The sequence below is a fragment of the Streptomyces sp. NPDC001530 genome, assembly GCF_042894545.1.
GTDB lineage: Bacteria > Actinomycetota > Actinomycetes > Streptomycetales > Streptomycetaceae > Streptomyces.
In genome coordinates, this window is sequence record NZ_JBIAVS010000012.1 from 277,600 (window position 1) to 296,334 (window position 18,735).

Genomic DNA, 18,735 nt, shown 5'->3' on the forward strand with positions numbered 1-18,735 from the left:
TACCCCGGTCACACGCCGGTCGCACCCCGGGCGCCGCGCCGGGGAGGCCTTGGTCGCCCGGCAAGCTCCAAGCCCCGGATTCCGTACGGAATCCGGGGCTGCTTTCTGTACGGAACCGGGGGCCTGATCATTGCCCACCGTCATCCACCTTTCCCCAAAGCCATTCCATCGAGTGACCGATGCGCTATCCGGCTGACGGGGGACGGGGCCCCAACTAGGGTGCGGCGAAAGCGTTCCGGCACTTGGCCCACCGGCATTGCGATGTCAGTGGTGGGTGCCACAGTGGGGGAGTGAGCAACGCCAGGGCATCCGTCGGTGCGGGCTGCGAGACAGTCCGGGCCGGGCGGACAAGTAGGGGGTGACCTCCGGTCGTGACCGGTATGGGTGTGGAGGTGGGCGCGCAGGCCGCGCGTTCCCGGGCTCTCGCCGTGCTGCGCATCCGCAGCAGGGCGTTGGCCGTCGCCCTGCTGCCCGCGGCCGTCGCCGTCGTGCTGCTTGTCGGCGGCTCCAGCGGCCACATCACCGGCGGCGGGTGGGGGACCACCCGCTGGATCGTGACCATCCTCGCCGCGCTCGTCCTCCTCGCCGCCGCGGGCATCGCGCTCGTCGTGGCCCGCGCGCGACCCGCCGTGAGCCCCACCGTCCCGATCCCCGAGGAATCGGCGCCCGACCTCTATCGCATGGTCCGCGACCTGGCCGACCGCCTCGACGTCCCGGCCCCCTCGGCGATAGCCCTCACCCCGGACTGCGACAGCTGGCTGGAGGACCGCACGCACCCGGCACACGGCCCGCCCCCGCCCGAGGGCAGGGACGAGATAGCGGGAGTGCGAGGCATACGTGGAGGGCGAGGCATACGGGGGCTGTCGACACAGTCCCGCCGAGCCCCCTCCGCCCCCGTCCTCGTCATCGGCTCCCCCTTCCTGTGGTGGATGCGGGTCGGGGAACTGCGCGCGGTCCTCGCCCCGGTCGTCGCCGGTACGGGCCCCTCGGCGCACCCCGACATAGCAGCGGCCCGTCGCTTCGTACGGGGCCTGGACGCGGCCGTGGCCGTGACCTCGGTGCCGCCGCGCGGACCGCTGTCCCGCACGGTCCTGGGCGCGGTCGGCTGGGTGACCCGCCTCCTGCTGCGCAGCTGTCGCGGCCACGCGGCCGAGATGGAACGAGGCGTGGCGGCCGCCGCCGCCGAACGTGCACAGGCTGTGGACTACGGCCTGCGGATCGTCGCGCAGGAGCAGGTGGGCCTGGCGTACGCGGGCTGGGACCGCCTCCTGACCCGCGTCGCGCTGCCCGCCTGGCGGATGGGCCGCTGGCCGTCCCGGCTGGACGCGGGTGTCGTCGCGGCCCTCACCGAGCTGTCCCGCCGCGACCGGCTGGCCGAGGGGTTCGCCTCCCGCCTCGGCGAGCGCCCCGCCTGCGACCTGCTCGAAGAGCCCGGCACGGTGGATGAGGCGGCCTCCCTCCTCGCCGCCCGCCTCTTCCACGGCGGCCCCGCCGAGGCCGGGCCCGACTGGGCGCCGGTCACCTGGCAGGACTATCCGGACGAGGTCGTCGACCGCAAATGGCGCGCCGACGCGGCCCGCCTCCACCGGGTGCTGGACGCGCTGGGCGTGCGGCACTCCACCGACCCGGCGGCGCCCGACTCGGACGGTCCGACGCTGGCGCGGGTGATGGAGCACCTGTCCGCGCGGCCGGAGGACAGGGATCTGGCCGGCCCGGACTCGGCGGCCCTCGCCGCTCGTCGCGGCGACGCGTACGGGGCGATGGCCGAGGACGAGGACGACACGGACCTCCGCCTCGGGAACGAGCGCACGGCCGCGCTTGCCGCCGGGCTCACCGTGGAGCTGGCCCGCGAGGAGGCGTCGGCACCGGCCGTGCCGCCCGCTCCCGCCGGGGCCACGGAGCAGCAGGGCCCCGACCGGGCCCTCTGGGACGACGGGATGCTCCCTCTCTTCCCCCTCCAGCCGCCCCGCACCGGTCGGGAGCTACTGGCCGACCATGTCACGGCGATGGTGTGCTGCGCCGCGATGGACACCGCCGGGGCGGCGCCCGGGCTCGACTGGCTCGACGGCCCGTCGCTCCTCGTCGAGGGCGAACGTGCCGCCGACCTCGGCCCCCGCGTCCTCTCCCTCGTCGAGACCGGCGACCCCACCCCCCTCCGCGACTGGCTCCGCGACCTCGGCGTCCGCCCAGAAAAGCCAGTCCGCCTGGTCTGACCCACACGGCCCCCGCCCGCGGGTAAGCAGTTTTTCGCCCCCTCCGCCCCTACCCCTCCCGCCCCTGGGGGCTGCCGCCCCCAGACCCCCGCATCGGCCTGAACGGCCTCGTCCTCAAACGCCGGACGGGCTGAAGATGCCCGGCCCGGGGGAGGCGGGACAGCGGGGTGGGTGGGTGAGCTGGGTGGGTGGCGTGTCGCACGTCGCCTCGCCCCCGAACGTCGGCCGGGCCAGATGACGCCGGGCGGAACGCGCCAGCAGAGTGGAGGGGCACCAGAGTGGGGGAAATGCGGCGGGATGGGCGGGTGAACTGAGGTGAGCTGCCTCGGCCGCAAACGCACCACGAGCTGGCCGGTTGGCTGGTCGGTGTCCGCGGAGTGGACGGGGGCAGGCACGGAAAGCGGAACGCACCCGCAGTCGCCGACGCACGGAAGGGGCCGTGCCGGTACATCACATGCCCCGTCGCTTACGTGGTTGCCAGCAAGGGTGAGCCGTGGCAACCCCCCGCACTGCGACCGGCGACGGGGCGGATGTACCGGCACGGCCCCGCCCCACCCACCGGCTGGTGGCCAGCAGGGGGAGCCGGGCGCGCCTCGCACTGCGACCGGCGGCGGCATGGCCCCGCCGCACCCACCGGCTGGTGGCCAGCAGGGGGAGCCGGGCGCGCCTCGCACTGAGACTGGCGACGGCATGGCCCCGACTCACCCTCCGGCCGGTGATCAGCGGGTGAGCCGTGGCAACCCCCCGCACTGCGACCGGCGACGGGGCGGATGGACCGGCACGGCCCCACCCCACCCACCGGCGGAACGCGATCCCCCCGAAGGCCCCCAACCGCACCTCCTAGGCGGAGCCACCCGTTCCACTCGCGTCAATTCACGACGAACGGTGACGGACTGGGTGCGTAATGTGATGTGCTGGGACCGATCGCGCACAAGGCAAGGGCTTACAAGGACGACGGGGGCAAGAGGGAGGGGAGCAGTCATGGGGTCGGAGCAGATTCGCCGCTGGGAGTCGGGAGCACTCGCGCACGCCGTGACGGACCCCTTCGGCCAGGGCCCCGTCCCCTGGCTCCGAGGCGACGAGCACTACTTCGACGACACCGGCCACGTCGTCCCCTGGTACATCGACCACATCGACCCCACCCAGGGCGCCACCCTCGTACGCAACGACCGCGACGACCGTGACACCAAGGCGCAGGACACCAGGTCCCAGGCCAAGCGTGCCATCCCCCACCCCCGAGCCGGAGGCCCCCGCTCCGCCGACGACGTCCGCCGCCAGATCAAGGGTTTCACCTCCACCGGCGCGGCGGCCCCAGGCGAAGCCATCGACTTCCACATCACCGTCGACCCGCCCCAGGAATTCAGCGTCGACATCTACCGGATCGGCCACTACGGAGGCGACGGAGCCAGCAAGATCACCACCAGCCCCCGCCTCTCCGGCATCGTCCAGCCCCCACCCCTCACAGCAGACCGCACCGTCTCCTGCCACCACTGGTGGCTCTCCTGGCGGCTCCAGATCCCCTCCTACTGGAGCATCGGCGCATACGTCGCCGTCCTCACCACCGCCGACGGCTACCGCTCCCACGTCCCGTTCACCATCCGCGACAACCACCCCGCCGACCTGCTCCTCCTGCTCCCGGACATCACCTGGCAGGCGTACAACCTCTACCCGGAGGACGGCCGCACCGGCGCCAGCCTGTATCACGCGTGGGACGACGACGGCCGCCTGCTCGGCGAGGCGGACGCCGCGACGACGGTCTCCTTCGACCGGCCGTACGCGGGCGCAGGCCTCCCCCTCCACGTGGGTCACGCCTACGACTTCATCCGCTGGGCCGAGCGCTATGGCTACGACCTCGCCTACGCCGACGCCCGCGACCTGCACGCCGGCCGCGTCGACCCCACCCGCTACCGCGGCCTCGTCTTCCCGGGCCACGACGAGTACTGGTCGACACAGATGCGCCGCACCGCGGAACTCGCCCGCGAACACGGCACCTCGCTCGTCTTCCTCTCCGCCAACACCATGTACTGGCAGGTGGAGCTGGGCCCATCCCCATCCGGCATCGCCGACCGCCTGCTGACCTGCCGCAAGCGCAAGGGCCCGGGGAAGCCTGCCCTCTGGCGTGAAATCGACCGCCCGGAGCAGCAGCTCATCGGCATCCAGTACGCGGGAAGGGTCCCCGACCCCCACCCCCTCGTCGTCCGCAACGCCGACCACTGGCTGTGGGAGGCGACCGGCGCGCACGAGGGCGACGAGCTGGAGGGCATGGTCGCGGGCGAGGCCGACCGCTACTTCCCGCGCACCCCGCTGCCCGAGCACGAGGGCCGGATCCTGCTCGCCCACTCCCCGTACCGGGACAGCGAGGGTACTGTCCGCCACCAGGAGACGTCCCTCTACCGAGCGCCGTCCGGCGCCCTGGTCTTCGCATCCGGAACGTTCGCGTGGTCCCCGGCCCTCGACCGCCCCGGCCACGTCGACACCCGTATCCAGCGAGCCACGGCCAACCTTCTCGACCGCATCTGCAAACGTGAATGACGAGGCGCCCGTGCGCACCCCGCGCGGCGCCACCCCATAACCTCACCACCCACCCCCTGGCCAAAGTCACTCCCGGCATACGGGAGAATCGAGCCACTTGGACAGAACCACGGGGAGGAACCGTGTCCGGATTCGTCGAAAAGCCCGAGCCTCTCGAGGTTCCGGGTCTGGTGCATCTGCACACCGGCAAGGTGCGCGACCTGTACCAGAACGAGGCGGGCGACCTCGTGATGGTCGCCAGCGACCGCATCTCCGCATTCGACTGGGTGCTCCCCACCGAGATCCCCGACAAGGGCCGCACGCTCACCCAGCTCTCCCTGTGGTGGTTCGACCAGCTCGCCGACCTGGTCCCCAACCACGTCCTGAGCACCGAACTCCCGCCGGGCGCCCCCGCCGACTGGGCCGGCCGCACCCTGATCTGCAAGTCCCTGAAGATGGTCCCGGTCGAGTGCGTCGCGCGCGGCTACCTCACCGGCTCCGGCCTCGTCGAGTACAACGAGTCCCGCACCGTCTGCGGCCTCGCACTCCCCGAAGGCCTCGTCGACGGATCGGAACTCCCCGCGCCGATCTTCACCCCCGCCACCAAGGCCGCCGTCGGCGAGCACGACGAGAACGTGTCGTACGAGGAGGTCGCCCGCCAGGTCGGCGCCGAGACCGCGGCCGAGCTGCGCCAGACGACCCTCGCCGTCTACAGCCGCGCCCGCGACATCGCCCGCGACCGGGGCATCCTCCTCGCGGACACCAAGTTCGAGTTCGGCTACGAGGGGCAGACGCTGGTCCTCGCCGACGAGGTGCTGACCCCGGACTCCTCCCGCTTCTGGCCCGCCGACGCGTGGGAGCCGGGCCACGCCCAGCCGTCCTTCGACAAGCAGTACGTCCGCGACTGGCTGACCTCCGCGGAGTCCGGCTGGGACCGCAAGAGCGAGCAGCCGCCGCCCGCGCTGCCCCCGCATGTCGTGGAGGCCACCCGCGCCAAGTACATCGAGGCGTACGAGCGTCTGACCGGCACCAGCTGGAACTGAGGACGCCAGGAGCACACGAAGAAGCCCCCGACCGCGAGGGTCGGGGGCTTCTCTCTGGAGCGGACGACGAGGCTCGAACTCGCGACCTCAACCTTGGCAAGGTTGCGCTCTACCAACTGAGCTACGTCCGCACTGCGCCGTGGCGCGAGAGCAACTATACCCAACCTCGCTCACGCGCGAGCCGCACCGCCGCGTGACGGTTCTCCGCCCCGAGCTTGGACGCGGCCGACGACAGATAGTTCCGTACGGTCCCCTGGGACAGCGCGGCCCGCTCGGCGATCTCCGCGACGGGCGCCCCATCGGCGGCGAATTCGAGCACCTCGGCCTCGCGCGCGGTCAGCGGCGAGTCCCCGGCGGAGATCGCGTCGGCGGCCAACTCCGGGTCCACATAACGGTTTCCCGCATGCACCGTACGAATGATCTCCGCGAGCCGCTGCGCGCTGACCGTCTTCGGGACGAACCCGCGCACACCCGCAGCAAGCGCCCGCTTCAGATGCCCCGGCCGCCCATGACTCGTCACGATCAGTACCTGACAGCCGGGCAGCTCGGCCCGCAACGATGTGGCCACCCTCACACCGTCCGCCCCCGGCATCTGAAGATCCAGAACGGCGACATCGGGCTCGTGCGCCCGCGCCATCGCCAGCGCCTCGGGCCCGGTCGCCGCCTCCGCCACCACGACCAGGTCGTCCTCCATGGCGAGCAGCGCGGCGAGTGCTCCCCGGATGAGGTGCTCGTCGTCGGCCAACAGGAGACGCACGGGCGGGGCGGAAGGGCCAGGCGGCACAGACGTGATGGGGGATTCGGACGGTCCGGCTGTCATGAGGTGCCCTCGCTCACTGGCTGCGCAACGGATGAGACCGCGTCCGGGACCGAATCCCCAACCGAAGCCGGACCTGAACCCGGATCCCCAACCGAAGCCGAAGCCGGACCTGAACCCGGATCCCCAGCCGAAGCTGGACCCGAACCCGGATCCCCGGCAGAAGCCGAAGCCGGAGCCGAAGTCGGACCTGAACCCGGATCCCCGGCCGAAGCCGGACCTGAACCCGGATCCCCAACCGAAGCCGAAGCCGAAGCCGAATCCCCAACCGGAGCCGTCGGCAGCGGCACCTCCGCCGTCAAACGGAACACCCCCTCCCCAGCGGTCCCAGCCCGCAGCACCCCCTCCACCTCCGTCAGCCGCTCCCGCAGCCCCGCGAGCCCCGACCCACGCCCCGGCTCGGGCGCAGTCCCTGAGCCGGGGGCCCCGTCGTTCTCGACGGTGAGCGTCACCCGGCCCTCCGTCACCCGCAGCGACACCGCACACCGCCCGGCGTCCCCATGCCGCAGCACGTTCGTCGTCGCCTCCCGTACGGCCCAGCCGAGCGCCGACTGGATCGGCGTGGGCAGCCCGGTCGCCGAGCCGGTGACCTCGCAATCGATGCCGGCCGCCGTCAACACCCCCTGCGCACCGGCGAGTTCGACACCCAGGTCGACCTCCCGGTATCCCCGTACGACGTCCCGCACCTCCCGCTGCGACTCCCGCGCTATCCGCTGAACCTCGGTCATCTGCGCCACGGCCTCCGGCCGTCCGCGCCGGGCCAGTTGCACGGCGAGCTCGCTCTTGAGGGCGATCACCGCGAGATTGCGGCCCATCACGTCGTGCAGATCGCGCCCGAAGCGCAGCCGTTCCTCGGCGACGGCGAGGCGGGCGCGGGTTTCGCGGGCCTCGTCGAGTTCGTAGACGGCGTTGAGCAGCCAGACGGAGAAGGCGGCGGTGAAGGTGAGGAACCCGGCGGCCAGCATGACCACACCGGCGGTGATCAGCGCGGAGGGTCCCGGGAAGCCCAGGGGGAACGACACCGCTCCGGCACCCAGGGCCGCACCGGCCACCGCGTGCGTCATCCTTCGAACGTTGCGCGTGCCGAGCGCGAGCGTGCCCGTACCGAACGCTATGACGCCGACGAACAGCGAGGCGGCCACCCGGACCTCGGCAGCGTCCGCCGGGCGCCATGCGGTGCCCGAGAGGATGACCGCCACGATCGCGACCACGGCCGTGCCCACGGCCAGCGCGATCAGCATGCGCCCGGGCTGTTCCCGGGTGCCGCGCGCCCAGTCCAGCGCCTGCGAGGCGGTCACCGCGCACAGCACGGAGTGTCCGCACACCAGCAGGAACAGGCTCCAGGACAGGGGCGGCGACAGGTTCCCGAAAACGGGCAGTCCGATCGACGCGACCTCGATCACGGCGAAGAAGTGGAACGACCAGCGCGTGTACGTCTCGACCTTCGCCGGGGTGCTCTTGCCCCGCCACCAGCCACCCGGCCTGCTCATGCCCACCCCCGCGTCCATGGTCATCGCCGCGGCTCCCAGCGGAACCATCGTCGTACAGCAAACACCGCGAGCACGGTCCAGGCCACCGCCGTCGCGAGGGCGCCCACGGCGTCGTGCGCGGAGAGGCCGCCCGTCCAGCCGCCGCGTATCAGGGTGATCACCGGGGTGAGGGGCAGCAGTTCGCAGAACGAGGCCAGATCGTCGGGCAGGGTCTCCAGGGGGATGAAGGTGCCCGAGCCGAGCAGCGACACCAGCACGAGGGGCATGGCGGCCACCTGGGCGCCCTCCACGCTCCTGCTGAAGTTCGCGGTGACTGCCGCGAGCGGAGGCCACATCGCCAGGCCCAACAGCAGCCCCAAGACGGCGAGATGGGGTGCCTGGGGCGCCCCGACATCCAGCAGCGCGGCGCAGGCGACCGTCAGCACCAGGCACTGCACCAGGCCGATCGCGACCGACGGCAGGGCCGCGCCCGTGAGGATCTCGGCGTCGCGCAGCTCCCCGGTGCGCAGCCGCTTGAGGACGAGCTCCTCGCGCCGGGCCGCGTACACGCTCACCAGCGAGCTGTAGACGGCGAACACGAGTGAAAAGCCGACGGAGGACGGCAGGATGACCGATCCGACCGACAGCCCGGTGCCCTTCAGGTCCATCTGATCGACCGTCGAGCGGAGACTGAGCGGCAAGGTCAGGGGCACGAACACGGCGGCGGCGAGCGTCGCCTTCGTGCGGCCCAGCAGGGTCAGTTCGGCGCGTGCCAGGGCGGCCATCCGCCCCGCGGCCGTAGTCGTACCCCTACCCGTGCCCGCGCTCGTGCCCCCACCGGTGCCGACACCGCCCGTCACTGTCGTGCCGCTCATGCCGCCGTCTCCCTCTCCCGTGCCTCCACGCCTCGCACCGCCGCCTCCCGCGCGATCCGCAGAAACGCCTCCTCCAGCGAGGCCGACCGCACATCGAGCCCCCGCAGTTCGACCCGCGCCCGCTCCGCCCAGAGCAGCAGTGCGGTGGCCGTCCGTTGCAACTCGTCGGTGCGCAGCTTGATGACGCGGCCCGTCGTCTCGTGGTCGCTCACGCCGAGTTCGGCGAGTGGGGGCAGGTCCCCGAGGAAGTAGCCATCGGGCAGTTCGAAGGAGATCCGGGACGGCTGGGAGGCGGTCACCTCGGCCGGGGTGCCGGAGGCCGCGATGTGCCCCTCGTGGAGGATCGCGAGCCGGTCGGCCAGCTCCTCCGCCTCTTCCAGATAGTGGGTGGTCAGCAGCACCGTCGTACCGCCGTCGCGCAGCTCGCGCACCAACTCCCAGGTACTCCGGCGCCCTTCGGCGTCGAGTCCGGTCGTCGGCTCGTCGAGGAAGAGGACCTCGGGGCGGCCGAGGAGCGCGAGCGCCAGGTCCAGGCGCCGCCTCTCGCCTCCGGACAACTGCTTGACCCGTACATCGGACCGCCGCGCAAGGCCGACCAGGTCCAGCGTCTCCGTCGCCGGCCGTGCTCCACTCGTGCAGCCCGCCCACATCCGTACGGTCTCCGCGACCGTCAGCTCGGAGGGGAAGCCACCCTCCTGAAGCATCACGCCGATGCGGGGCCGCACGGCCGCCCGCTCCGCGTACGGATCGTGCCCGAGGACCCGCACTCGTCCGCCGGCCGGGGGCGCGAGGCCCTCCAGCAGTTCTACCGTGGACGTCTTGCCCGCGCCGTTCGTGCCCAGCAGGGCGAAGAGCTCACCGCGGCCCACGGAGAAGGTGACTCCGCGCACGGCCTCGAAAACTCCCCCGGCTCCCCGTACTCCCTGTACTCCCTGTCCTCCCCGTACTCCTCGGACTTGCCCGACTTCCCGGGCTCCTCCGGCTGCCCGTCCTCCTCGGACTCCCCTGTCGCCCCCGTACACACGGCGCAGATCAGTGACCTCAATCACGTCATCGTGCTCGTCGCGCTCGTTCGTGTTCATGAAATCAGCGTCCCCGCGGACGGCACCCCGCAGCAGTGCGCGGTGTCATCACTCCGCATGACAAATGTCAGATGGGGAGGAAGGCGTCCGGAGCGGAGAACAGCAAAAAGCCCCGGTCAGTGACCGGGGCCTTCGTACTGGAGCGGACGACGAGGCTCGAACTCGCGACCTCAACCTTGGCAAGGTTGCGCTCTACCAACTGAGCTACGTCCGCATTGCCTCCGACCGGCTTTCACCGATCGGCGCGAGCACCAGCTTACCTGATCCACAAGAGTGGTTGGTAAGCGATGCAGAGCGGGTGACAGGAATTGCACACTGCGCCTTCCCCCTGGAAGGGGGATGTTCTGCTACTGAACTACACCCGCATGACTCCTTGGGGTTCGGCCTTTCGGCCTTGCCCCTCGGCGTGCTCCAGACTCTAGCTGATCAGCGGGGGGTCAGCGCAAGTCGGCTGTGCACAGGGGCCGATGACCGGCCCCGGAGCGCGATCACCATCCGTGGGTCACCGGGGGTCGGGAGTCACTGCGCCTCGGCGAACGCCTCGTAGACCTTCTTGGGGATTCGCCCGCGCGGCGGCACGTCCATCTTGTTGGAGCGGGCCCAGGCGCGTACGGCGGCCGGGTCGGGGGTCAGCGCGGTGTGCGTGTACGCCTTCCCGGACTTCGACCGCTTGCGGCCGGCCTCGACGTAGGGCGCGAGTGCCTTACGCAGTTTCTTGGCATTGGTTGGATTGAGGTCGATCTCGTACGACTTGCCGTCGAGTCCGAAGGCGATCGTTTCCGCCGCTTCTGAGCCGTCGATGTCGTCAAAGAGAGTGACCACGACACGCTGCGCCACGAATATCGGTCCCTTCGTGCGGCACCTCTGCGATCAAGTCATGACGTGCGCAGACGTCACGGAGTTGTCGGGGAGATGTCGACTGTCCGGCTGTTATTGGGCAAAGTATCGGCTATTGCCATTTCCTTTGTACAGTGCCCGGCATTGCATTGTGAAGCCCGACTAAAACCTTCCGCGTGTCCGCAGGCAATGGGGTCCTGCCGTTCTTCTGTGGTTTTTCCCAGGATTTTCCGTGCGATCCCCCGCGCCGATGCGGGATCGTGATCGGGCTCACGTAGGATTCTACAAATCTACGCGAGTAGAAATTTTGTGCGGGTAGTCTGAAGGGACCTGCTCAGCACCACACACCGGGAGTGCCAGTGGCACGCGTCGTAGTCGACGTCATGCTCAAGCCGGAGATCCTCGACCCCCAGGGCCAGGCGGTGCAGCGTGCACTGCCGCGCCTCGGTTTCGAAGGTGTCTCCGACGTACGTCAGGGAAAGCGATTCGAACTGGAAGTGGATGGACCGGTGGACGACGCCGCGCTCGCCCGCATCCACGAACTCGCGGAATCCTTCCTCGCCAACACCGTGATCGAGGACTTCACCGTCAAGGTCGAGGAAGTCGCGGAGGCAGGAAAGTGACCGCTCGTATTGGAGTCGTCACCTTTCCGGGCAGCCTCGACGACCGGGACACGCAGCGCGCGATCAAGCTCGCCGGCGCCGAACCCGTAGCTCTCTGGCACAAGGACAAGGACCTCAAGCAGGTCGACGCCGTGGTGCTGCCCGGCGGTTTCTCGTACGGCGACTATCTGCGGGCCGGCGCCATCTCGCGCTTCTCGCCGGTGATGGAGACCGTCATCGAGCAGGCGAAGTCCGGAATGCCGGTCCTCGGTATCTGCAACGGCTTCCAGATCCTCACCGAGGCGCACCTCCTCCCGGGCGGGATGCTCGGCAACGACCACCTCCACTTCATCTGCCGCGACCAGAAGCTGCGGGTGGAGAACGCGGACACCTCCTGGACGACCGACTACGAGTCCGGCCAGGAGATCCACATCCCGCTGAAGAACATGGACGGGCGGTACGTCGCCGACGAGCGCACCCTCGACATGCTGGAGGCGGAGGGCCGGGTCGCCTTCCGGTACGTGGACTTCAACCCCAATGGCAGCCTTCGGGACATCGCCGGGATCACGAACGAGGCCGGGAACGTGGTCGGTCTCATGCCGCACCCCGAGCACGCCGTCGAGCCCCTCATCGGGTCCGGCCGCACCGACGGCCTCCCCTTCTTCACCTCGATCCTCAAGAAGCTGGTCAACGCATGAGCCGCACGCCTCTGGACACGGTCGAGCACGCGGCCGCGACCCCCGACGTCGAGCTGCCCTGGGCCGAACTCGGCCTGAAGAAGGACGAGTACGAGCGGGTCGTGGAGATCCTCGGCCGCCGGCCCACCGGTGCCGAGCTCGCCATGTACTCGGTCATGTGGTCCGAGCACTGCAGTTACAAGTCCTCGAAGGTCCACCTCCGCCAGTTCGGCGAGAAGGCCCCGCAGTCCGACGCGCTGCTCGTCGGCATCGGTGAGAACGCCGGTGTCGTCGACGTCGGCCAGGGCTACGCCGTCACCTTCAAGGTCGAGTCGCACAACCACCCGTCGTACGTCGAGCCCTACCAGGGCGCGGCCACCGGCGTCGGCGGCATCGTGCGCGACATCATCGCGATGGGCGCCCGCCCGGTCGCCGTGGTCGACCCGCTGCGGTTCGGCGCGGCGGACCACCCCGACACCAAGCGCGTGCTGCCCGGCGTCGTCGCCGGCATCGGCGGCTACGGCAACTGCCTGGGCCTGCCCAACATCGGCGGCGAGGTCGTCTTCGACGCCTGCTACCAGGGCAACCCGCTGGTCAACGCCGGTGCCATCGGCGTCATGCGCCACGAGGACATCCACCTCGCCAAGGCGTCCGGCGAGGGCAACAAGGTCATCCTGTACGGCGCCCGCACGGGCGGCGACGGCATCGGCGGCGCCTCGATCCTCGCCTCCGAGACCTTCGACGACGCCAAGCCGTCGAAGCGTCCCGCCGTCCAGGTCGGCGACCCCTTCCAGGAGAAGCTCCTCATCGAGTGCACCCTGGAGGCCTTCAAGGAGAAGCTGGTCGTCGGCATCCAGGACCTCGGCGCGGCCGGTCTGTCCTGTGCCACGTCCGAGCTCGCCTCCAACGGCTCAGGCGGTATGCGCGTCATCCTCGACGACGTACCGCTGCGCGACTCGACCCTCTCGCCCGAGGAAATCCTCATGAGCGAGTCGCAGGAACGCATGTGCGCGGTCGTCGAGCCGGGGAAGGCCGACCGGTTCCTGGAGATCTGCGAGAAGTGGGACGTCATCGCCACCGTCATCGGTGAGGTGACGGACGGGGACCGGCTGGAGATCTACTGGCACGGCGGGAAGATCGTCGACGTCGACCCGCGCACGGTCGCGCACGAGGGCCCGGTGTACGAGCGCCCGTACGCCCGTCCGCAGTGGCAGGACGCGCTCCAGGCCGACGACGCGAACAAGCTTTCGCGCCCGGAGACCTCCGAGGAGCTGAAGGACCAGGTCCTGAAGCTGGTGTCCTCTCCCAACCAGGCCTCCAAGAAGTGGATCACCTCCCAGTACGACCACTTCGTGCAGGGCAACACGGTGCTGGCGCAGCCCGAGGACTCGGGCATGATCCGCATCGACGAGGAGACCGGGCTCGGCGTCGCCATCGCCACGGACGGCAACGGCCGCTACGCCAAGCTCGACCCGTACGCGGGTGCGCAGCTCGCGCTCGCCGAGGCCTACCGCAACGTCGCGACGACCGGTGCCAAGCCGCTCGCCGTCTCCGACTGCCTGAACTTCGGCTCGCCCGAGGACCCGGCGGTGATGTGGCAGTTCGCCGAGGCCATCCGCGGACTCGCCGACGCCTGCCAGCAGTTGGGCACCCCGGTGACCGGCGGCAACGTCTCGCTCTACAACCAGACCGGCGAGGCCGCCATCCATCCGACCCCGGTCGTGGCAGTCCTGGGCGTCATCGACGACGTGGCCCGGCGCACCCCGGTCGCCTTCCAGGAGGAAGGGCAGCTGCTCTACCTCCTCGGCGACACCCGTGAGGAGTTCGGCGGTTCGGCCTGGTCACAGGTCGTCCACGACCACCTCGGCGGTCTGCCGCCGCAGGTCGACCTGGAGCGCGAGCGGCTGCTCGGCGAGATCCTCATCTCGGCCTCCCGCGACGGCATGATCGACTCCGCGCACGACCTGTCCGACGGCGGTCTGATCCAGGCCGTGGTCGAGTCGGCGCTGCTCGGCGGCAAGGGCGCGCGGCTGATCGTGCCGGACGGTCTCGACGCGTTCACCTTCCTCTTCTCGGAGTCGGCGGGCCGCGCGGTCGTCGCCGTCCCGCGCTCGGAGGAGCTCCGCTTCAACGACATGTGCGGTGCCCGGGGTCTGCCCGTCACCCGCATCGGTGTCGTGGACGGCGACACGGTGGACGTCCAGGGTGAGTTCGCGCTCTCGCTGGACGAGCTCCGGACGGCGCACGAGGGCACGATCCCGGCGCTGCTCGCGTAGCACTCGGCCGTCGTGCGACGCATTCGTACGACGCATTCGTACGACGATGAAGGCCCCGCCCGGGAAACGGCGGGGCCTTCTCCATGTGACCGTCGGGCAGGGACGTTGCCGTCAGGCTGGGACGTGGCCCTCAGGCCGGTACGGACTCCGGCTGGCGCTCGGGCTGCTCGGTGTCCTCCGGCCGCCCGGGCCTGGGCAGCCGGAGCGCCAGGACGGCGGCCAGCGTCATCAGCGCGGCGCCGCTCCAGAACACCACGTCCGTCGCGGAGACGAAGGCCTGGACTCCGTCGGCGTGGGCCCTTCCGGTCAGCCGGGCGAGGGCGCTGACGTCGCCGCCGGGGCCGTCGGCGGCGTACAGGCGGGCCAGGACGGTGCCGAAGACGGACGCGCCGAGTGCGCTGCCGAGGGTCTGGAAGAAGCGGATGCCCGTGGTGGCGACGCCGAGTTGGTGGCGCGGGGCGGCGAACTGCACGAGCAGGATCAGCTGGCCCGTGAGCTGCCCCAGTCCGAGGCCCATCAGCAGGAGCGCGGCGCGGATCAGCCACAGTGAGCCGGCGGGCCCGGTCATGGCGGCGAGGAGGGCGAAGGCGACGGCGGTGGTGGCCGTGCCGCTGAGGGTGAAGGTCCGCGCCGACCAGCCGCGGGCGGTGAGCCGGCCGGAGAGCAGCCCGGCTGTCGACATGCCGATCGCCATGGGGAGCAGGTAGAGGCCGGCGGAAGAGCTGGCGACACCGCGGGCGATCTGCAGATAGACGAGCACGTAGTAGATGGCGCACATCATCGCGGCGCCCACGATGGCCTGGATCACGAAGCCGAGGCGCAGTTCGCGGACCCGGAACAGGGAGAGCGGGAGGATCGGTTCGGCCGCGCGGGTCTGCCGCCACAGGAAGAGGGCGAGGGTCGCGGCGGCCGTGAGGATCAGTCCGACGACGACCGGGGACGACCAGGCGTACCGGTGACCGCCCCAGTCCGTGACCAGGAGCAGGGCGCTGGAGAACGCGGCCCCGAGCGCGGCGCCCAGATAGTCGAGCGGGCGGCGTACCGGGTGGTCGGGGAGCTTGAGGACGAAGGCGGAGCCGGCCAGGACCGCGAGGCCGATCGGCAGGTTGACGTAGAAGATCCAGCGCCAGCTCGCGTGGTCGGCGAGCAGGCCGCCGATCCACGGGCCGACCGCCATTCCGGCGCCCGCGACGAGTCCGCCGGTGCTGCCGCCCTTGCCGGCGCCTTCCTCGTCCGGGCCCTTGAGGTGGGCGATCACCACCATCGTCACGCTCATCAGCCCGCCGCCGCCCAGGCCCTGCACGGCGCGGGCCGCGATGAGCTGGTCCATCGACTGGGCGGCGCCGCACAGCGCGGAGCCGACGAGGAAGGTGGCGATCGCGCCGGTGAAGACGCGTTTGGCGCCGAGGGTGTCGCAGAGCTTGCCGTACAGCGGCAGCATCGCGGCCGAGGCCAGCGCGAAGGCGCTGACCAGCCAGGGGATCTTGTCGACGCCGTGGTCCGGATCGAGGTCCCGGACGATCGGGACGGTCGCCGCCGACACGATCTGCAGGTCCAGGACGGCCAGCACGATGGTGACGAGACAGATGAGGAAGCCGACTTTGCGCTGGGTCTCGGTCATGGGCATCACCCTGCCCGAGAACTGTGTACCTAGTCAATGTTTCATCTCGGATTAAATTTCATCCAGGTACATCGGCCATTGGTACAGTGGTCCCATGGCTGAGGCGATGGGGCTGCGCGAGCGCAAGAAGCTGCAGACGGCGATGCGGATCTACCGGACCGCGATCGGCCTCTTCGTCGAGCGGGGCTTCGAGAACGTCTCGGTGCAGGAGGTCGCCGACGCGGCCGAGGTCTCCAAGATGACCGTGTTCAACTACTTCGGTACCAAGGAGGACTTGGTCTTCCGGCCGATGGAGGAGCACTTCGGCGACGTGGCCCGCGCCGTACGCGAGCGGAAGCCGGGCGAATCCGCGGTGGAAGCCGTACGGCGGCAGTTTCTGGAGTTGGTCGAGGCCCGCGATCCCTCGGTCGGCCTGCACAGCGAGCCCTTCGCCCGCCAGGTGCGCCGACTCGTCATGGAGACCCCGGCCCTGATGGAACGCGCCTTCCTCGCCGCCCAGAAGGGGACGCGCGATCTGGCCGGCATCCTCGCCGAGGAGACCGGCGACGCGATGCTCGCCACGGTCGTCGCCGCCACGTTGAGCGCCGCCCGCAATGCCTTGGTCGAGGAGCACCACAACCGCATCGAGGCCGGCGAGAGCCCGGACACCGTCGCCGCCGACGCCGCCGAACGCGCCCGGCAGGCCTTCGACCTGATCGAAAAGGGCCTGAGCGGATACGCGGTCAGGCGCTAAGCCCTGTCGTTCGACGACAGGGCCTGGGGCGCACGCGAAAATCCCGGCTGCCACCCGCCCCCACGTCCTAGGCTGACGACCATGCCCCCGGCCAAGCGACGCGCCCGTACATACGACTCCGCCAAGATCCGCGCGGCGGTGCTCGCGCAGTTCGGGAACGTACGGGACGGCGTACGCGCGCTGACCGAGGAGCAGCTGGCGCGGCCCACGGACCTTGGGGACTGGAGCGTGCGGGAGTTGGCCGCGCACATCACGATGGCCGTCGAGACCGTGAGCCGGAACCTCGACCGGGACGAACCGCCGAAGGCCGAACTCGGCCTGCTGGACTGGCCGCTCGCGACCGCCGCGCGGGCCGGGGACATCGCCGACGGCAGCAGCCGGCTCGCCGCGGAGAACCCCGACCTCGACGCGCTCTACGCCCGCACCGGGCAGCGGCTCACCGAGCGCCTGGCCACGGCCCCGGACGACCGGCTGCTCGCCGCGCGCACCGGTGTCATGACCCTGGCCGACTACCTCGTCACCCGCACCGTCGAACTCGTCGTCCACACCGACGACCTGAACCGTGCCGCGGGCACCGAGATCCCCTTCGACCGCCAGGCGCTCGCCGCCTGTACCCGGCTGCTGGCCGACGCGCTCGCCGTGAAGGCGCCCGGTGCGTCCACGGAGGTGCGGATTCCGCCGTACGCCGTCGTGCAGTGTGTGGAGGGGCCGCGGCACACGCGCGGTACGCCGCCGAACGTCGTCGAGACCGATCCGCTGACGTGGATTCGGCTCGCTACGGGGCGGGTGGCCTGGAAAGCGGCGCTGGAGGATGCCAAGGTCAGCGCGAGCGGGGAACGCGCGGACCTCGGAGGCCTCCTCCCCTTGATGGGCTGAGCCTGCGCACTGCGGCCCGCGGGAGGCTGTTTTCGCCCCCTCCGCCCCTACCCGTCCCATCTTTCTGGGGCTCCGCCCCAGACCCCGGGTGCTCCTTCGGCCGCGGGTGGGTGGGGGCTGGTCGCGCAGTTCCCCGCGCCCCTGACGGGGCGCTGGTCGAGTAGGTTCCCGCGCCCCTGACGGGGCGGGTAGGGGCGGAGAGGTGAGAAAACCCGGGAACCGACCACCCCACCCCTCCCGTCACATCGGCATGGACAAGCAGCGACTGACGCTCACCGCCCTGACCCTGCTCCCTCTCGCGGTGGCCTGTGGCACCGAGCCGGGCAGCGCCGGCGGCAGCGGCTCCGTGGGGGCGAACTCGTCACCTGTCACCGGCGTCCACTGGACCGTCGACAGTCTCACCGTGGACGGCAGGACGCGGCAGGCACCGGAGAGCGCGTATCTGCGCATCGACGCGGACGGCCGGGTCAGCGGCAACGCCGGCTGCAACAGCTTCGGCTCGACAGCCACCGTCAAGGGCGACCGCGTCGACTTCGGCGAGTTCCAGATGACCGACATGGGCTGCCAGAAGGCCCCGATGACCTTCGAGCAGAACCTGAGCCGCACCTTCGCCGACGGCACGTTCACCACCAAGGTCAAGGGCGACGAACTGACGCTCACCACCGACGACGGCGACCGCGTCAACCTCACCAAGGAACAGGACGCGCCCCTCTACGGCACCAAGTGGACCGTCACGGCCCTCGGTGACGCGGACGTGGCCCACTCACTCCCGGCCGGAGCCAAGGCGTACCTCGTCCTCGACAAGAAGCGCGGCACCCTCAGCGGCAGCCTCGGCTGCAACCACGTCTCCGCCAAGGCCACCGTCCGCGACGGACACCTCACCCTCGGCACCGCCAAGACCACCCGCATGATGTGCGACAGCTCACTCATGGACACCGAGAAGACCCTGCTCGGCCTCTTCGACAGCACGGTCGTATACGACGTGGATCACCGCACCCTCACGCTGACCAGCGCAAACGGCACCGTCGTCAGCGCCGTCGCCACCAAGTGATCCATTAGGGCTCCGTATCCCCAATTCGGACCAGTGGTCGATCTCGCCTACA

General features: G+C 70.7%; 14 protein-coding genes, 3 tRNA genes and 1 pseudogene. 9 read left to right on the plus strand and 9 right to left on the minus strand.

Annotated features, from left to right (window positions below):
* Positions 1-380 precede the first annotated feature (380 nt).
* The 3 genes from ACFY0T_RS25940 (at position 381) to ACFY0T_RS25950 (ending at position 5,767) form a co-directional block, all read left to right on the plus strand.
* A complete protein-coding gene (locus tag ACFY0T_RS25940) occupies positions 381-2,213 on the plus strand; it encodes a hypothetical protein (protein WP_388875175.1) in 1,833 nt (610 codons plus the stop codon).
* Positions 2,214-3,194: 981 nt separating this feature from the next.
* Positions 3,195-4,745, plus strand: coding sequence for a N,N-dimethylformamidase beta subunit family domain-containing protein (locus ACFY0T_RS25945; RefSeq protein ID WP_388874996.1), 1,551 nt, complete (start codon positions 3,195-3,197; stop codon positions 4,743-4,745).
* Positions 4,746-4,867: 122 nt separating this feature from the next.
* Positions 4,868-5,767: a phosphoribosylaminoimidazolesuccinocarboxamide synthase gene (locus tag ACFY0T_RS25950; protein WP_388874999.1), complete on the plus strand. Its 900-nt coding sequence runs from the start codon at positions 4,868-4,870 to the stop codon at positions 5,765-5,767.
* A 55-nt stretch (positions 5,768-5,822) separates the two neighbouring features.
* Here ACFY0T_RS25950 and ACFY0T_RS25955 read toward each other — a convergent pair.
* From ACFY0T_RS25955 to ACFY0T_RS25990, 8 genes and pseudogenes are all read right to left on the minus strand, one after another.
* Positions 5,823-5,898 (minus strand) — tRNA-Gly (locus tag ACFY0T_RS25955).
* Between the two features lie 23 nt (positions 5,899-5,921).
* Positions 5,922-6,524: a response regulator gene (locus ACFY0T_RS25960; protein ID WP_388875001.1), complete on the minus strand. Its 603-nt coding sequence runs from the start codon at positions 6,522-6,524 to the stop codon at positions 5,922-5,924.
* 302 nt (positions 6,525-6,826) lie between these two features.
* Positions 6,827-8,074, minus strand: a pseudogene (locus tag ACFY0T_RS25965) (sensor histidine kinase); the annotation flags it as partial.
* 20 nt (positions 8,075-8,094) lie between these two features.
* The gene (locus ACFY0T_RS25970; protein ID WP_388875004.1) at positions 8,095-8,928 is read right to left on the minus strand and encodes an ABC transporter permease; all 834 of its coding nucleotides are present in this window, start codon (positions 8,926-8,928) and stop codon (positions 8,095-8,097) included.
* Positions 8,925-9,818, minus strand: a complete 894-nt coding sequence (locus ACFY0T_RS25975) for an ABC transporter ATP-binding protein (protein WP_388875007.1) — start codon at positions 9,816-9,818, stop codon at positions 8,925-8,927. Before ACFY0T_RS25975 ends, ACFY0T_RS25970 begins: the two co-directional genes overlap by 4 nt.
* 330 nt (positions 9,819-10,148) lie before the next feature.
* Positions 10,149-10,224, minus strand: a tRNA-Gly gene (locus ACFY0T_RS25980).
* Between the two features lie 79 nt (positions 10,225-10,303).
* Positions 10,304-10,375, minus strand: a tRNA-Gly gene (locus tag ACFY0T_RS25985).
* Positions 10,376-10,529: 154 nt separating this feature from the next.
* Positions 10,530-10,847 carry an Lsr2 family protein gene (locus tag ACFY0T_RS25990; protein ID WP_388875010.1) on the minus strand — a complete coding sequence of 106 codons (318 nt, stop codon included), beginning with the start codon at positions 10,845-10,847 and terminating at the stop codon, positions 10,530-10,532.
* A 359-nt stretch (positions 10,848-11,206) separates the two neighbouring features.
* On the opposite strand from ACFY0T_RS25990, the gene purS reads away from it, so the two are divergent.
* From purS to purL, 3 genes are read left to right on the plus strand one after another with little or no spacing between them, the layout of a single operon-like run.
* Positions 11,207-11,470 (plus strand): phosphoribosylformylglycinamidine synthase subunit PurS, encoded by a 264-nt coding sequence (gene purS / locus ACFY0T_RS25995; protein ID WP_005482678.1) that lies wholly within the window; start codon positions 11,207-11,209, stop codon positions 11,468-11,470.
* A complete protein-coding gene (gene purQ / locus ACFY0T_RS26000; RefSeq protein ID WP_388875013.1) occupies positions 11,467-12,147 on the plus strand; it encodes a phosphoribosylformylglycinamidine synthase subunit PurQ in 681 nt (226 codons plus the stop codon). Before purS ends, purQ begins: the two co-directional genes overlap by 4 nt.
* A complete protein-coding gene (purL, locus tag ACFY0T_RS26005; protein WP_388875016.1) occupies positions 12,144-14,402 on the plus strand; it encodes a phosphoribosylformylglycinamidine synthase subunit PurL in 2,259 nt (752 codons plus the stop codon). The genes purQ and purL overlap by 4 nt, the downstream gene beginning before the upstream one ends.
* A 130-nt stretch (positions 14,403-14,532) precedes the next feature.
* Here purL and ACFY0T_RS26010 read toward each other — a convergent pair whose 3' ends face one another.
* Entirely contained in the window at positions 14,533-16,023 is a 1,491-nt protein-coding gene (locus ACFY0T_RS26010) for an MFS transporter (RefSeq protein WP_388875020.1), read from the minus strand.
* A 94-nt stretch (positions 16,024-16,117) separates the two neighbouring features.
* Between ACFY0T_RS26010 and ACFY0T_RS26015 the strand changes: the two genes are divergently transcribed.
* The 3 genes from ACFY0T_RS26015 to ACFY0T_RS26025 all read left to right on the plus strand — a co-directional run bounded on the left by ACFY0T_RS26015 (position 16,118) and on the right by ACFY0T_RS26025 (position 18,683).
* Entirely contained in the window at positions 16,118-16,756 is a 639-nt protein-coding gene (locus ACFY0T_RS26015) for a TetR/AcrR family transcriptional regulator (protein WP_388875023.1), read from the plus strand.
* 81 nt (positions 16,757-16,837) lie between these two features.
* Positions 16,838-17,632, plus strand: a complete 795-nt coding sequence (locus tag ACFY0T_RS26020; RefSeq protein WP_388875025.1) for a sterol carrier family protein — start codon at positions 16,838-16,840, stop codon at positions 17,630-17,632.
* 250 nt (positions 17,633-17,882) lie between these two features.
* On the plus strand, positions 17,883-18,683 hold the full coding sequence (locus ACFY0T_RS26025) for an META domain-containing protein (RefSeq protein WP_388875029.1): 801 nt from the start codon (positions 17,883-17,885) through the stop codon (positions 18,681-18,683).
* Positions 18,684-18,735: the final 52 nt, after the last annotated feature.